Annotated in this window: 16 protein-coding genes; 4 read left to right on the top strand and 12 right to left on the bottom strand. The window is 72.1% G+C overall.

Annotated elements, in window-relative coordinates; translation table 11 throughout:
• Positions 1-24 precede the first annotated feature (24 nt).
• From ABZ193_RS01085 to thyX, 8 genes are all read right to left on the bottom strand, one after another.
• Positions 25-1,743, bottom strand: coding sequence for a ribonuclease J (locus ABZ193_RS01085; RefSeq protein ID WP_020422091.1), 1,719 nt, complete (start codon positions 1,741-1,743; stop codon positions 25-27).
• Positions 1,740-2,753 (bottom strand): 4-hydroxy-tetrahydrodipicolinate synthase, encoded by a 1,014-nt coding sequence (gene dapA, locus ABZ193_RS01080; protein ID WP_037322538.1) that lies wholly within the window; start codon positions 2,751-2,753, stop codon positions 1,740-1,742. The genes ABZ193_RS01085 and dapA overlap by 4 nt, the downstream gene beginning before the upstream one ends.
• A 129-nt stretch (positions 2,754-2,882) precedes the next feature.
• On the bottom strand, positions 2,883-4,364 hold the full coding sequence (locus ABZ193_RS01075) for a serine/threonine-protein kinase (RefSeq protein ID WP_354708375.1): 1,482 nt from the start codon (positions 4,362-4,364) through the stop codon (positions 2,883-2,885).
• Between the two features lie 77 nt (positions 4,365-4,441).
• On the bottom strand, positions 4,442-5,680 hold the full coding sequence (locus tag ABZ193_RS01070) for an Nramp family divalent metal transporter (protein ID WP_354708374.1): 1,239 nt from the start codon (positions 5,678-5,680) through the stop codon (positions 4,442-4,444).
• Between the two features lie 122 nt (positions 5,681-5,802).
• Entirely contained in the window at positions 5,803-6,237 is a 435-nt protein-coding gene (locus ABZ193_RS01065; protein ID WP_354708373.1) for a hypothetical protein, read from the bottom strand.
• Positions 6,234-6,434, bottom strand: a complete 201-nt coding sequence (locus ABZ193_RS01060; protein WP_354708372.1) for a hypothetical protein — start codon at positions 6,432-6,434, stop codon at positions 6,234-6,236. The genes ABZ193_RS01065 and ABZ193_RS01060 overlap by 4 nt, the downstream gene beginning before the upstream one ends.
• A 339-nt stretch (positions 6,435-6,773) precedes the next feature.
• Positions 6,774-7,157, bottom strand: coding sequence for an ACT domain-containing protein (locus ABZ193_RS01055; protein WP_354708371.1), 384 nt, complete (start codon positions 7,155-7,157; stop codon positions 6,774-6,776).
• Complete coding sequence (gene thyX, locus ABZ193_RS01050) at positions 7,154-7,906, bottom strand: FAD-dependent thymidylate synthase (protein ID WP_017981786.1); 753 nt, start codon at positions 7,904-7,906, stop codon at positions 7,154-7,156. Before thyX ends, ABZ193_RS01055 begins: the two co-directional genes overlap by 4 nt.
• 125 nt (positions 7,907-8,031) lie before the next feature.
• Between thyX and ABZ193_RS01045 the strand changes: the two genes are divergently transcribed.
• Positions 8,032-8,547: a toxin-antitoxin system HicB family antitoxin gene (locus ABZ193_RS01045; protein ID WP_020422084.1), complete on the top strand. Its 516-nt coding sequence runs from the start codon at positions 8,032-8,034 to the stop codon at positions 8,545-8,547.
• A gap of 2 nt (positions 8,548-8,549) precedes the next feature.
• Positions 8,550-9,446, top strand: coding sequence for a DUF4097 family beta strand repeat-containing protein (locus tag ABZ193_RS01040; protein WP_020422083.1), 897 nt, complete (start codon positions 8,550-8,552; stop codon positions 9,444-9,446).
• A 284-nt stretch (positions 9,447-9,730) separates the two neighbouring features.
• Here ABZ193_RS01040 and ABZ193_RS01035 read toward each other — a convergent pair whose 3' ends face one another.
• Positions 9,731-10,948 (bottom strand): crosslink repair DNA glycosylase YcaQ family protein, encoded by a 1,218-nt coding sequence (locus tag ABZ193_RS01035; RefSeq protein ID WP_354708370.1) that lies wholly within the window; start codon positions 10,946-10,948, stop codon positions 9,731-9,733.
• 39 nt (positions 10,949-10,987) lie between these two features.
• Between ABZ193_RS01035 and ABZ193_RS01030 the strand changes: the two genes are divergently transcribed.
• Positions 10,988-11,548, top strand: a complete 561-nt coding sequence (locus ABZ193_RS01030) for a GNAT family N-acetyltransferase (RefSeq protein WP_237337393.1) — start codon at positions 10,988-10,990, stop codon at positions 11,546-11,548.
• Position 11,549: 1 nt separating this feature from the next.
• Here ABZ193_RS01030 and ABZ193_RS01025 read toward each other — a convergent pair whose 3' ends face one another.
• The gene (locus ABZ193_RS01025) at positions 11,550-11,912 is read right to left on the bottom strand and encodes a DoxX family protein (protein WP_020422080.1); all 363 of its coding nucleotides are present in this window, start codon (positions 11,910-11,912) and stop codon (positions 11,550-11,552) included.
• A gap of 101 nt (positions 11,913-12,013) precedes the next feature.
• Here ABZ193_RS01025 and ABZ193_RS01020 point away from each other — a divergent pair, with 101 nt between their 5' ends.
• Complete coding sequence (locus ABZ193_RS01020; RefSeq protein WP_020422079.1) at positions 12,014-12,391, top strand: helix-turn-helix domain-containing protein; 378 nt, start codon at positions 12,014-12,016, stop codon at positions 12,389-12,391.
• Between the two features lie 28 nt (positions 12,392-12,419).
• Here the strand turns inward: ABZ193_RS01020 and ABZ193_RS01015 are convergent, their stop codons facing one another.
• Complete coding sequence (locus ABZ193_RS01015; protein WP_235716269.1) at positions 12,420-13,688, bottom strand: glycosyltransferase family 87 protein; 1,269 nt, start codon at positions 13,686-13,688, stop codon at positions 12,420-12,422.
• A gap of 123 nt (positions 13,689-13,811) precedes the next feature.
• On the bottom strand, positions 13,812-14,294 hold the full coding sequence (locus tag ABZ193_RS01010) for a GtrA family protein (RefSeq protein ID WP_235716268.1): 483 nt from the start codon (positions 14,292-14,294) through the stop codon (positions 13,812-13,814).
• Between the last annotated feature and the right edge of the window lie 150 nt (positions 14,295-14,444).

Below are 14,444 nucleotides of genomic sequence, written 5' to 3'. Positions count from 1 at the left end.
GTTAAGGGCAGTGACGGAGATTACCTACGCTGTCGGATCGGCCTGTCCGTACGTCACCGGGATGACGGTCGGCACGATCATCGGGCGGCGCCGGTAGGTCTCGGCGACCCATCGGCCCACCACACGGCGCACGGCCTGGGCGATCCGGTGGCTGTCGGTGATGCCCTCGATCTCGGTGCGGGACAGCTCCATCTCCACGAGCGGAACCACCGCATCGAGTGCTTTCGGGTCGTCGGAGAACCCGCGCCCGGACACCGTCGGGGTGCTCACCGCGCGGCCGGTGGTCGAGTCGACCGCGACGTTGATCGCGATGAACCCGCCCTCGCCGAGCACCAGCCGGTCGGACAGGGTCGACTCGCCGACGTCGCCGACCGACAGGCCGTCCACGTAGACGTGCCCGACCTCGACCCGCCCGGTCGCGCGCGCCCGGCCGTCCACCAGGTCGACCACCACGCCGTTCTCGGCCAGCACGACGTTCTCCGGCGCCACGCCGGTGCGGATCGCCAGCGCGCCGTTGGCCCGCAGGTGCCGCCACTCGCCGTGCACCGGCATGACGTTGCTCGGCCGGATCGCGTTGTAGAGGAACAGCAGCTCCCCCGCCGACGCGTGGCCGGACACGTGCACCTTCGCGTTGCCCTGGTGCACCACGTTCGCGCCGAGCCGGACCAGGCCGTTGACCACGCCGAACACCGCCGTCTCGTTGCCCGGGATCAGCGAGCTGGCCAGCACGACCGTGTCGCCGGCCCGGATCGAGATCTGCCGGTGCTCGCCGCGCGCCATCCGGGACAGCGCCGACAGCGGCTCGCCCTGCGACCCGGTGGACACGAACAGCACCCGGCTCTCGGGCAGGTTGACGGCCTCGTCCAAGTTGATCAGCAGGCCCTCGGGGATGTTCAGCAGGCCGAGGTCGGCGGCGATCCCCATGTTGCGGACCATCGAGCGGCCCACGAACGCGACCCGGCGGCCGTGCTTGACCGCCGCGTCGAGCACCTGCTGCACGCGGTGCACGTGGCTGGCGAAGCAGGCGACGATCACCCGCTGGGTGACGTGCCCGATGACGTCGTCGAGCACCGGCCCGATGTCCCGCTCCGGCGTGACGAACCCGGGCACCTCGGCGTTGGTCGAGTCGATGCACAGCAGGTCGACGCCCTCGTCGCCGAGGCGGGAGAACCCGGCCAGGTCGGTCAGGCGGTTGTCCAGCGGCAGCTGGTCGAGCTTGATGTCACCGGTGTGCAGCACCACGCCGGCCGGGGTGCGCAGCGCGACCGCCAGCGCGTCCGGGATCGAGTGGTTGACCGCGAAGAACTCCAGCTCGAACGGGCCCACCGTGCGCCGCTCGGACTCGGTCACCTCGATCAGCTTCGGCCGCTGCCGGTGCTCCTTGCACTTGGCCTCCAGCAGCGCGAGCGTGAACCGCGAGCCGTAGACCGGCAGGTCCGGCCGCAGGCGCAGCAGGAACGGCACGGCGCCGATGTGGTCCTCGTGGCCGTGGGTGAGCACGAGGGCCTCGATGTCGGACAGCCGGTCCTCGATCGCCCGGAAGTCGGGCAGGATCAGGTCGACGCCGGGCTGCTCGTCCTCGGGGAAGAGCACCCCGCAGTCGACGATCACGAGACGGCCGTCGTACTCGAAGACGGTCATGTTCCGGCCGACTTCGCCGATGCCGCCGAGGGCGACCGCGCGCAGGCCGCCGTCGGGCAGTGCGGGTGGGTTGTTGGTCGGTCCGGGTCCTGCCAGGTTCACCTGTGAATGGTCCCAACGCTGGTGTGAGTGGTCGGCGCGACGTAGGCCGCCGCGGAGTCGGCCTGCGCCACCCGGGAAGAGTGCCAGTCCGGCGACGGGGACTCCGCGAGGGGGACCCCCGCCTGGGCGAGGTCGGTGGCGATCGCCTCGACCTGCTCCGGGGTGGCGGGCACGATCGGCAGCCGCGGGCCGCCGACCGGGTGGCCGCGCAGCGCGAGCGCGGTCTTGGAGAACACGACCCCGCCGACGCGCGACATGGCGCGGAAGACGGGCAGCATGCCGCGGTGGTTGGTGCGGGCGGTGGAGGTGTCGCCGTCCTCGTAGGCCTCGATCATGGCCCGGATGCGGCCGGCCACCACGTGCCCGATGACGCTCACCACGCCGGCCGCGCCCACCGACAGCCACGGCAGGTTCAGCGCGTCGTCGCCGGAGTAGTAGGCCAGGTGGGTGTTGGCGATGACCTCGCTGCCCGCCAGCAGGTCGCCCTTGGCGTCCTTGACGGCCAGGATGCGCGGGTGCTCGGCCAGGCGGCGCAGCGTGTCGACCTCGATCGGCACGATCGAGCGCGGCGGGATGTCGTAGAGCATCACCGGCAGGCCGGTCGCGTCGGCGACCGTGGTGAAGTGCGCGTACAGGCCGGCCTGCGACGGGCGCGAGTAGTAGGGCGTGACCAGCAGGACGCCGTGGGCGCCGGCCTTCTCGGCCTGCTGCACCAGTTCGACGCTGTGCGCGGTGTTGTAGGTCCCGGCGCCGGCGATCACGGTCGCGCGGTCGCCGACCGCCTCGGCCACGGCGCGCACCAGGTCGGCCTTCTCGGCGTCGGTCGTGGTCGGGCTCTCACCGGTGGTGCCGTTCACGACCAGGCCGTCGTTGCCCAGCTCCACGAGGTGCTCGGCGAGCTCCTGCGCCCGCTTCAGGTCGACTGCGCCGTCCGCGTCGAAGGGGGTGACCATCGCGGTGAGCACGCGCCCGAAGGGCCTCCCGGGCGCTGCCGAAGGTGGGTTGGACATGCTCTGACGGTACCTCCTCACGCTGTGAATATTCGTGCCGACCTGCCAAAACGGCATGATCCGCAGGAAAGGGCCACCACCGGCCGGAGAATCGCTGGACCAGGTGATCTTCCGCCGTAACCTTTCGCGTCAGCGCACCTTCAGCGTGACCGCCTCGGTGAGCTGGCCGCCGCCCTTCTTCGACACCAGGCAGTAGATGCCGCGTGACGGGTCGTTGTAGGACTGCTCCGGCGTGGCCTCCCACTCGGCCTGTGCCGGCACGAGCGCGCGGTAGCTGAGGCCGGCGCGGGCGTCGGCGTCGATGGTCGTGGAGTGGAAGCTCAGGGCGCAGAACGACTCGGCGTAGCGGCGCAGGGCGTCGGCGCCCGGGTAGGCGACGTAGCTGGCGTCGCTGTCGCCGGAGCTCGCATTGCCGAGGCTGTCGTTCTCATCGTAGAGCTCCAGCTCGTGCGCCTTGTCGCAGTCGACCTGGTTGTCGCTGCCGATGGCGTAGCCGGGGTCCAGGCGCCCGTTGTAGCAGCGGTAGGCGCTGCCGGCGTCGAAGTCCAGGTCGCCGCCGGTCCCGTAGGTCATGGTCGGCAGCATCGCCGGGTCCTCCGCCTCGGTCGCCCACCACTGGCCGGCCAGGAAACCGCCGGCCAGCAGCACGACGCCGAGTACGGCGCCCGCGGTGGCCCACAGGCCGCGGCGGCCGGTGCGGTGCGGCGCCGGGGCGAACTGCGTCGGCGGTGGTCCGTTGTGGACCGCGGTGGCGATGCCGCCGGGCGGGGTGTTCTGGGCGGCGATGCCGAGCAGGTGCGCGGCCTGGGCGGCGGAGATCCGGCCCTCCGGCTTGGCCACCAGCAGGCCCATGATCGCCGAGGCCAGCGGGCCCTGGACCCGGGTCAGGTAGGGCACCTCGGTGAGGATCGCGTTCATGGTCGCCGCGGTGGTCGGGCGGTCGAACGCGGACTTGCCCTCGACGGCCAGGAACAGCGTCGCGCCCAGGGACCACAGGTCGGAGTCGGGCAGCGCCTCCCGCCCGTCGAGCCGCTCCGGCGCCATGAACGCCGGCGAGCCCACAATCGTGCCGCTCGAGGTCAGCCGCGGGTCGTCGATCGCGGTGGCGATGCCGAAGTCGGTGAGCTTCACCCGCCCGTTCGCGCCGACCATGATGTTGCCGGGCTTGACGTCGCGGTGCACGATGCCGGCCTCGTGCGCGGCCTGCAGCGCGGAGAGCACCTGCTGCCCGATCGAGGCCACCTGCTGCGGCGGCAGCGCGCCGTGGTGGCGCACCAGGTCGCCCAGCGTGGGCGCCTCGACCAGCTCCATCACGATGTAGGTGGCCCCGTCTTCGGAGACCACGTCGAAGACCGTGACGATGGCCGGGTCGTTCAGCCTGCCCGCGGTGCGCACCTCGCGCAGCACCCGCTCGGTGAAGACGGTGTCCTCGGCGCCGTCGGGCAGGCGCAGCTCCTTGATCGCGACCTGGCGGCCGATCACCTGGTCCTGCGCGCGCCACACGACGCCGTGCCCGCCCCGGCCCAGCTCGCCGAGGAGCGCGTAGCGGCCGGCCACCACCCGTGGTCCGGACGGGCGCGGCGTCGTCTGCTGGGTCTGCTCTTCGGTCAACGTGGCTCCGGTCATCGCGGCTATTCGGGACAGCGGGATGCTAGTCCGACCGTCGCGGGAGCCGAACGGTTCCGGTGTCAGCCCGCGAACGTGAGGTAGATCAGCGCCACGTTGAGGGTGATGATGACGGCGGCGATCACCCACGCCAACGTCGTGGTTACGCGGTGGTTCGCGGCGGTGCCCATCAGCCCGCGGTCGCTGGTCAGCCGCACCAGCGGCACCAGCGCGAACGGGATGCCGAAGGACAGCACCACCTGGGACACCACCAGCGCGCGGCTGGGGTCCACCCCGATCGCGAGCACCACGATCGCGGGCAGCAGCGTGATCAGCCGCCGCAGCAGCAGCGGGATCTTCTTGCGCAGCAGGCCCTGCATGATCATCGCGCCGGCGTAGGCGCCCACCGACGTCGAAGCCAGGCCGGAGGCCAGCAGCCCGATCGCGAACAGCAGCGCGACGGCCGGCCCGAGCGTGTCCCCGACGGCGGCGTGCGCGCCTTCGATCGAGTCGACGCCCTCCTGGCCCTGCATGTTCGTGGCGGCCAGCAGCACCATCGACAGGTTCACCGCGCCCGCCAGCAGCATCGCCAGGCCGACGTCGAAGCGGGTGATCCGCAGCAGGCGCGACTGGCGCGCGCCCTCGACCTTGCCGTGCCGGTCGCGGGCGAGCCCGGAGTGCAGGTAGACGGCGTGCGGCATGACGGTGGCGCCGAGCATCGCGGCGGCGATCAGGACGCTTTCGGTGCCGGCGAAGTGCGGGACCAGACCGGCCGCCGCGTCCGCCGCGGAGGGCGGTTCCACGAACACGCTGGCCAGGAACCCGATCGCGATGACGCCGAGCAGGCCGGTGATGACCCGCTCGAACGGCCGCTGGCCACGCTTGTCCTGGACCAGCAGCAGGACCATCGACACCACGCCGGTGATCACGCCGCCGGCCAGCAGCGGGAGGTCGAACAGCAGGTAGAGGGCGATCGCGCCGCCGACGACCTCGGCCAGGTCCGTCGCGATCGCGACCGTCTCGGCCTGCACCCAGTAGCCGAGGCGGGCGGCACGGGGCATCCGCTCGCGCAGGTTCTCCGGCAGGGACAGGCCGGTGACCAGGCCCAGCTTCGCCGACAGGTACTGGACCAGCCCGGCCATCAGGTTGGCGGCCACGATCACCCACACCAGCAGGTAGCCGAACTGGGCCCCGGCGCTGATGTTGGAGGCGACGTTGCCCGGGTCGACGTAGGCGATCGCGGCGACGAACGCGGGCCCGAGCAGCAGGGAGCCGGAGCGCACCCGCTTGAGCCGTGGTCCGAGCTGGTCCGTCAGCGCCATCCGTCCTCCATCCACGAAGCCGAAGCCTGAGTTTAGGTGCGCCGAACTTTGATGTACAGAGCAGCGAAAGTGGTGTGCGACGCACGGGCACCACGGGCAGACGTACCCCACAGGGGTGGCTTTTAGGCAGCAGGCTCCGGGCCGCCGCGTCCGGCGTGAGCGAAGCGGGCGGTCGACAGCAGGCCGACCAGCACGGTCGCGGCGGCGCAGCCGGCCAACGCGAGCCCGGCGGCACGGCTGGACCCGGCCGTGCCACCGGCGAGGATGGAACCGCACACCGCCACGCCGATCGCGGCGCCGGTCCGGCGGCACGTCGAGGCGATCGCGCCGGCCACCCCGGCCTGGTCACGCGGCATCCCGGACAGGGCGGTGTGCGCAATGGGGGTGCCAACCCGCCCGAAGCCCGCGCCGAACAGCAGGTAGCCGAGCACGAGGAACCAGACCGGCGTCGCGCTCCCGGCCGCGACCGGCAGGCCGGTGCCCGCCGTCAGCCGCAGCCCGGCGAGCACGAACGCGGGCCGCGCCCCGCGGGCCGCCACGATCCGGCCGGAGATCATGCGCAGGCGGCCATCGGGAGCGTGAGCAGGCCGTGCAGCGCGCTGAAGCCGCGCACGTTCTGCAGGTAGAGCGTGTTGAGGAACAGGAATCCGCCCAGGGCCGCCGTCACCACCACCACGATGACCGCGGCGGTGAGCGGGCCGAGGAACGTGATGACGAGCAGCTGCCCGAGCGGGTCGAACCGCTTGCCCCGCACGGCTTTCGACTCGGGGACGAACCGCCGGGTCAGCGCTGATCGGCATGTTGCCCCGGAAGATCGCAGCACCTGCCGGATCGAGAGCAGCGCCACGCCCGCGCGGCGAGCAGGCCCGACGCGCTCATCAGCTCAGCGCGGCGCGGTCCCACGCAGGGACCGGCTCGCCGGCGCTGACGGCCGGGCAGACCTCGGTGGCGAACCGGTCGGCGAGCCGCGGTTGGCGATCGTCGTGTCCAGGCCCGCCACCACCACGCTCAGGCAGCAGGTCAGCAGCACGACGGCCCGCCGGCCCGGGACGCGCACGCCGGGGATCCCGGACCACGACGCCCCGCCCCGTGCCTACTCCGCGACCTCGTGCCCGGCCGCGCGCAGCGCCTGCACCGCGCGCGCCAGGTCGCCTTCCTTCACCAGCACGTGGTCGGTGTCGAACGTGGACAGCGTGAACAACGCGACCCCGGCCGACGCCAACTCACTGGCCAGCGCGGCGATGATCCCGGTGAGGGTGAACGCCAGCGGGCCGCGCACGGTCAGCAGCCGCCAGCCGGCCTCGACCCGGGCGCCCTCCGGGGCCAGGCCGGCCGGGCAGATCACCGAGGTCTCCGCGGGCGTGCGGGTGACCGAGACCAGGCCGTCCGGCGAGTCCAGAGCGGGCACCGGAACGCCCGGATCCAGGCGCGCGACCGCGTACTCGCCCGGCTGGACGTCGATGGCGAGCCGTTTCACCCTTCGAGGACCTTCGGGCTGGAGGCGACCTCGGTGCCGTCGGGCAGGGTGGAGATGGTGAAGTCGGCGAACACGTTCGGCGCGGCCTTCTGCAGCTGCCGCAGGCATTCCACGGCCAGGCCGCGGATCTCCACGTCGGCGTGCTCGGTGGCGCGCATGGCGATGAAGTGCCGCCAGGCGCGGTAGTTGCCGGTGACCACGATGCGGGTCTCGGTGGCGTTGGGCAGCACCGACCGGGCGGCCTGGCGCGCCTGCTTGCGGCGCAGGGTGGCGCTCGGCGCGTCGGCGAACTTGTCCTCCAGCCCGGCGAGCAGCTCGTTGTAGGCGTCGACACTCGCCTGCGCGGCCTTGAGGAACTTCTCGTGCAGCTCCGGGTCGTTCGCGATCACGTCCGGCTCGACGAACGCCGCGTCGCGCTCGGGCACGTACCGCTGCGACAGCTGCGAGTAGGAGAAGTGGCGGTGGCGGATCAGCTCGTGGGTCAGCGAGCGCGACACGCCGCTGATGTAGAAGCTCACCGAGCCGTGCTCCAGCACCGACAGGTGACCGACCTCGATGATGTGGTCGATGTAGCCGGCGTTGGTGGCCGTCTTCGGGTTCGGCTTCTTCCACGACTGGTAGCAGGCGCGGCCCGCGAACTCGGCGAGCGCCTCACCCCCGTCGGCGTCGGTCGACCACGGCACGTCCTCCGGCGGGAAGAACTCCGTCTTCGCGATCAGCTGAACCTTCGGCGACACGGTCTCGGCCACGGTCGCGCTCCTTCCCCTCAACGACTCCCCGGCAGCGTAACCGCCGGGTCCGACAACCCGGCCGCGACACCACGTGGTGTCATCTTCTCCTTGACTGACACCAAGAGTGACGCCATAGTGGTGTCATGGACTTGACCCCGTACATCACCAGCCTCCGCGAGGACCTCACCGCGACGGCCTCGGCCGGGGACGAGCAGATCCGCCGGGCGGCGGCGCTGCTGTCCGGCGCGCTGGAGCCCGCGGCCCGGCTGGTGCTGATGAACGCGCTGGCCGACCTCGCCGCCGAGGCGACCGCGCAGCTGCCCGACCACGTCGTCGAGGTGCGCCTGGACGGCCGGGACGTGCGGGTGGTGGTCACCGGTTCGGCCGGTGAGCGGCCACGGGCCGAGCGTCCCGGGCCGCCGCCTCCACCACCGCCACCGCCGCTGGTGGAGGGCGGGGACATCTCGCGCATGACGTTGCGCCTGGTGGAGAAGCTCAAGGAGCAGGCCGAGCACGCCGCGTCGTCGCAGGGCGTCTCGCTCAACACGTTCATCTCGCAGGCCGTGCAGGGCGCGCTGCACGGTTCGCAGTCCTGGCACGCCGAGAAGCAGAGCGGCTCGCAGTCCGAGTCGCACCTGCACGGCTGGGTGAAGGGATAGTCATGACCGATCCGGAGCTCGTGCGCACGCAGACGTTCGCCCTGCCGGGGCCGCTGGAGCTGGACATCGCGGTGTCGATGGGGAAGGTCGAGGTGAAGCTGGACGCCGAGGAGCCCGAGGCGACGGTGGAGATCCGGCACGACCCGGACGCCCAGCAGCCGTGGACACAGGGCATCTCCAGCCTGCTGAGCTGGGTGAGCGAGCGCTTCGGCGACCAGCTGGGCACCGACCTGAGCGGCACGCCCGCGGACGCGGTGCAGCAGACGCGGCTGGAGCAGACCGGCAACCGGCTGACAGTGCACGCGCCGAAGGCGCTGCCGCTGCGGAACATCCCGCTCGCGGTCACGGTGATCGCGCCCGCGGGCACCACCGTGGAGGTGCGGGCCGGGTCGGCGAACGTGACGGTGAGCGGGCCGGCCGGGCGGGTGGACGTCTCCACCGGGACCGGCGAGATCAGGCTGGACCGGTCGGAGGGCGCGGCGACGGTGCGCAGCGGCTCCGGCGCGATCCGGCTCGGGCCGACGCTGGCGGGGCTGCACCTGCGCACCGGCAGTGGTGACGTGGAGGTGGCGTCGCTGGCCGGGTCGGCGACGCTGGCCACCGGCACCGGGGATCTGTGGCTGGGCACGGTGTCCGGGTCGGCGCTGGTCCGCAGCGGCAGCGGCGACCTGTCGGTCGCCGAGGCGGCGAGCGGGAACCTGGAGCTGGTCACCGGCTCCGGCGACATCCGGGTCGGGATCCGGCCGGGGGTCGCCGCGGAGGTCGACCTGACCGCGAGCGCGGGCAAGGTGTCGAGCGAGCTGGACGTGGCGCTGGACCGGCCCGATGGCGAGATCCCGCTGAACGTGCGGGCGCGCACCGGATCCGGCACGGCCGTGGTGACCCGCGCGGCGCAGTAGACCACCGGAGGGCGGCCGCGAGCCGCCATGGGGGTGGAGGGGTGGTGTGGCATGGGGGCGTGTCACACCACCCCGATTCCGTATCACGCCGCCGGCGGCCGCCGATCACACCGCCGGGGAAGCCGCACGCCGGTGGCGGAAACAGTCGCCCGCGAAGCTCCCCAACGGCCGGTAGGCCGGTCGCGGCAGCCGCGCGCGATATACCCGCGTGACGCCGCCCAGATCCATCGGCGCCGGGCCTTGGGCAAGACACCGGACCCGCGACCGCGCCACCACTCCCCCTCTCACGCCCGGCTCAGCGCCGGCGCCAGATCACCCCGCTCCCCCACCACGAAACCGTCCAGTCCCAGCCACGTGGCCATCAACCGCAGCTCCCCGGCCAGCTCGGCGGCCACCCGCGGCACCTCGGCGCCCGGCTCGGCGAACGCGCCCTGCACCCGCAGCACCCCGGCCTCCCGGTCGGCCTTCAGGTCGACTCGCGCCACCAGTTCGCCGTCGAGCAGGAACGGGAACACGTAGTAGCCGTACACGCGCTTGGGCTCGGGCACGTAGATCTCGATGCGGTACCGGAACCCGAACAGCCGCTCGGTGCGGGCCCGCTCCCAGATCAGCGGGTCGAACGGGCACAGCAGCGCCCGCCCCGCGACCTTCCGCGGCATCCGCGCGCCGACCAAGCGGTACGCCGGGCCGCGCCAGCCGCGCACCTCGACCTCTTCCAGCACCCCGTCCTCGACCAGCTCGGCCACCGCCCGGCGGCTCGTCTCCGGGCCGAGCCGGTAGTAGTCCCGCAGGTCCGGCTCCGTCGCCACGCCCAGCGCCGTCGCCGCGCGGGAGATCAGCTCGCGCGCCCCCTGCTCCGGCGACACGCGCCGCGCCAGGATCTCCGCCGGCACGACCCGCTCGGTCAGGTCGTACAGCCGCTCGAACCCGCGCCGCGTGCCGGTGGTCAGCTGGCCCAGCCCGAACAGCAGCTCGCAGATCTTCTTGACCTCGGACCGCTCCCACCACGACCCCGGACGGCGCGTCGACTCGCCCTCCAGCTCGCGCTCGATGCCGCCCGCCCCGATCGGGCCGAGCTCCTTCACCACCGCCAGCACGTCGTCGACCAGCGACGGCGAGCGGTCGGCGAGGGGCTGGTAGTTGCGCCACCACCCGGGCCGCTTCGCGCCGGACTGCAACAGCGGCCAGTCCTCGACCGGGATCAGGCTCGCCTCGTGCGCCCAGGTCTCCACCAGCATCCGCGGCTTGCGGCTGCTGTGCGCCCACGCGGCCTCGTCGATCAGCGCCGGGTCGTAGCCGCCCAGCCGCGCGAACAGCGGCGCGTAGTGCGCCCGCACCACGACGTTCACCGAGTCCAGCTGGATCAGCTGCAACCGCGACAGGGCGCGCTTGAGGTGCCGCCGGGTGGGTTCGGTGCCGGGCCGCGGGTCGGCGAAACCCTGGGCCGCCAGCGCCGCCCGCCGGGCGGCCGCCACACTCATCGTCTCCATGGTGGTGCTCATGGTGCCAGCACCCACCGACAAAACCGGTAGGTTCCCGGCATGAGCACCGTGTCCGTCCGCGAAGCCGTCGACGCCGACGCCGCGGAGATCGCCCGGATCCAGCGCGTCACCTGGCGAACGGCCTACCAGGGCGTCCTCAGCGACCGCGCGCTCGCCGAGCTCGACTCCGCGGTCACCGAGGCCAGGTGGGCGGAGGCGATCGGCCACCCCGGCTCCCGGATCCACCTCGCCGTCGAAGGCGAATACACGGTCGGGTTCTGCGTCGCCGGTCCCGCGCCCCGCGACGACGTGGCCGACGCGGCGGGCAACGTGCCCGGCGACGCCGACCGCACCGGCCTGATCGGGACGCTGCTGGTGGAGCCGCGCTGGTCGCGGCGCGGCCACGGCTCCCGGCTGCTGGCCGCGGCCGCCGCCGGGCTGCGCGAGCTGGGCGCCGGCCGCGGCGTCACCTGGGCGGTGGAGTCCGACGCCGCCACCCTCGGCTTCTACCGCCGCGCCGGCTGGCACCCCGACGGCACCGTCCGCACCCTCGACACCGGCGACCGCCGCCTGCGCGAACTCCGCCTCACCGGCGCGCTGGACATCCGGCTCGTCGAGTAGGTCACCAGGCGGTCGCCAGCCACGCGGCGACGCCGGCCAGCGCGATCAGCGGCACGTTCAGCCCGGTCTCCTTCACCTCGCCCCGCGACAGGTGCAGGCCCGCCGCCAGCACCTGGAGCACCGCGAACCCGAGCGCCGCCACCAGCGCCAGCGCGGGCGCGACCCCGGTCAGCGGCGGCAGAACCAGCCCGAGCACGCCGAGGACCTCCACCGCGCCGATGCCGCGAACCGCCCACATGGGCACGGTGTCGACCCAGCCCATCATCGGCGCCAGCTGCTCCCGGCTCTGCGCGATCTTCTTCCCGCCCGCGAACAGGTACAGGACCCCCAGCAGCGCGGCCACGATCCAGTAGGCGATTTCCACGGTGGCCTCCGATGGTTACGACTTGTAAGCAACCACATCATGGGTCACCATCGGAGGGTCTACAAAAGGCACACGAGTGTGCGTAGCGGACAGGAGCGTGCGTGTCGCGGTACGAACGGACCTGCCTGATCAGGGGCGACGGCGGGCGCGCGATCCGGCGCATCCTGGACCGGATCGGCAACAAGTGGACCCTGCTGGTGGTCGCCACCCTGGACGACCAGCGGATGCGCTTCACCGAGCTGCAGCAGCGCATCCCCGGCGTGTCCCAGCGGATGCTGTCGCTGACGCTGCGGAACCTCGAACGCGACGGCCTCGTGTCGCGCACCGCCTACGCGGAGGTGCCGCCCCGCGTCGAGTACGCGCTCACCGACGTCGGCCGCACCCTGATCGAGCCCGCCGTGCGCCTGGCGGAATGGGCGGTCGAGCACGACCCCGACATCGAACGCAGCCAGCGCGCCTTCGACGAGCGGAACAAGTAGAGCCCGGGAAAAACCCGGGCTCCTCGGATCAGGCCTCGTCGCCGGCGCGGACCGGCGTGAAGGCCGGCTTCGTCAGCTCCTGGCTCAGCTCGAAGTCCAGGTCGTCGGCGGGCGCGGGCTTGCCCCGCCCGCGGAACCACAGCACGGACATCACGACCAGGAAGGCCACGGCCACGATCTGGTAGCTGCTGCCCGCCACCTGCTGCGCGAAGCTCCAGTTCTCCCACTCCAGCGGCACCCAGTAGTGCGGCGCGAGCCACAGGATCACCACCGCGGCCCAGCCGGAGACGATCAGCCACTTGTTGTTCCTCTGCACGCCCATCACGAGCACCAGCACGGCCGTCGGCAGCGCCAGGATCCAGTGGTGCGACCAGGAGATCGGCGAGATCAGCAGGACACCGGCGGCGTTTACGCCGAGCGCGAGCGCGAGGTTGTTGTCCCGCAACGCTCGTGCGGTGCCGAGGAACGTCATGGCGACGACCGCGAGCACGCCGAGACCGCCGACGACCGTCAGCGTGGTGCCGGTGAGGTGCAGCTTCTCGAACGTCGCGGTGATCGACTCGTTGGCGTGGATGGGCCCGATGTTCATGCCGGTGGCGTGGAAGACGCGGTCCGTCCAGTACGTCCACGAGTCGCCGGGCATCAGCACGAACGCGATCGCCGTCATCACCAGGAAGCTGACGAACGCGGTGACCACCGCGCGGAAGTCCTTGCGCAGCAGGAAGATCAGGCAGAACCCGGCCGGGGTGAGCTTGACCGCCGCCGCGATGCCGATCAGCGCGCCGCGCGGCCAGCGCGGGTTCGGCCACAGGATGTCGACCGCGACGAGCATCATCAGCAGGACGTTGATCTGGCCCCAGAAGATCGTGTTCGCCACCGGGTGGGCGACCACCATCACGATCGCGGCCGCCACGACCATCCAGGTCTTGTTCAGCAGCCCGCGCAGCTCCGGCGATCCGTTGCGGTAGGCCAGGATGATCGGGAACAGCGCCAGGCAGGTCGCGCCGGTCAGCAGCGGGTAGCCGATCGGCGGCGGGATGATCGCCAGCGGCGTGAACAGCACCGCGGAGAACGGCGGGTAGGTGTAGGGCAGCGCGCCGCCGATGGTCGAGACGGGCAGCTCCGAGTAGATCGAGTGGCCCTTGAGGAACGTGTCCGCGCCCAGCCGGTAGATGTCGACGTCGGTCGGCCACTTCCGGATGCCGTGCGCGTAGTACGCGAGCGCGGCGAACAGGCCGACGGCCAGCAGGAGTTCCAAGCCCAGGCGTACCCGCTCGGCGGTACTGCCGTACCTCATCGTCTCGATGACAGCTTTCACTCGTTCTCCCAGTCCCGGCCAGGCGTGATCTCACGGAACAGACGCCGCAACGCCTATCTTCGTTGCCCGCGTGATCGATGTTACGAGCGGGTCCCCCTTGCGCTACGCGCGGCTGCGGTCGGTGAACACGATCCAGCGAAGCACGCTGTAGAGGAACACCGCCTCCAACGCGCCGGCGATGATGCGCGCCAGGTGGTACTGCACGCCCAGCGCGGCCAGGCCGGCCCCGGCGCCGAGGATGAACGCGAAGTAGTTGACGGCCACCGCGATCGCGTAGAGCACGGCCTGGCGCCCGACCGGGGCGTGCGAGCGGAAGTTGAAGACGCGGTTGAGCACGAAGCTCAGCGCGAAGGCGCAGACGTAGGCCACGGTGATGGCGACCGGCAGCGGCAGCCCGGCCACGCCGTGGCCCAGGGTCAGCAGCAGCAGGTCGACGCCGAAGGTGAACCCGTTGATCAGCGCGAAGCCCACGAAGCTGGGCGGGACCAGCGTGTTCAGCCCGAAGGGCAGGTACCGGACGACCGTCGCGCAGAACGACGCGAACCTCTCCACGAGCGACCGCGTCACCCGGATGTCCTGTTGCACGGCGCCACGGTGGCAGAACCGGGTGACGGGAAGGTGAGCAGCCGGTAGTCAACAGGCGGCGGAAAGTGTCACCGACCCCACGGAGATCACACTTCGGGCTGATATCTTCTTGTGACCCCGTCCGTGTGGTCCTCCGTCCCCCGCGGAGGC

Origin of the sequence: Amycolatopsis sp. NPDC006125 (assembly GCF_040614195.1) — a bacterium.
GTDB lineage: Bacteria > Actinomycetota > Actinomycetes > Mycobacteriales > Pseudonocardiaceae > Amycolatopsis_E > Amycolatopsis_E tucumanensis.
The sequence above is the reverse complement of the archived record's forward strand: the minus strand, read 5'-3'. Positions and strand labels throughout refer to the sequence as shown.

Bases quoted from the DNA above. Each gene is read 5' to 3' on its own strand.
- dapA (WP_037322538.1), bottom strand. From the start codon at position 2,753: ATGTCCAACCCACCTTCGGCAGCGCCCGGGAGGCCCTTCGGGCGCGTG.
- ABZ193_RS01070 (WP_354708374.1), bottom strand. From the start codon at position 5,680: ATGGCGCTGACGGACCAGCTCGGACCACGGCTCAAGCGGGTGCGCTCC.
- ABZ193_RS01065 (WP_354708373.1), bottom strand. From the start codon at position 6,237: ATGATCTCCGGCCGGATCGTGGCGGCCCGCGGGGCGCGGCCCGCGTTC.
- ABZ193_RS01045 (WP_020422084.1), top strand. From the start codon at position 8,032: ATGGACTTGACCCCGTACATCACCAGCCTCCGCGAGGACCTCACCGCG.
- ABZ193_RS01040 (WP_020422083.1), top strand. From the start codon at position 8,550: ATGACCGATCCGGAGCTCGTGCGCACGCAGACGTTCGCCCTGCCGGGG.
- ABZ193_RS01035 (WP_354708370.1), bottom strand. From the start codon at position 10,948: ATGAGCACCACCATGGAGACGATGAGTGTGGCGGCCGCCCGGCGGGCG.
- ABZ193_RS01030 (WP_237337393.1), top strand. From the start codon at position 10,988: ATGAGCACCGTGTCCGTCCGCGAAGCCGTCGACGCCGACGCCGCGGAG.
- ABZ193_RS01015 (WP_235716269.1), bottom strand. From the start codon at position 13,688: ATGAGGTACGGCAGTACCGCCGAGCGGGTACGCCTGGGCTTGGAACTC.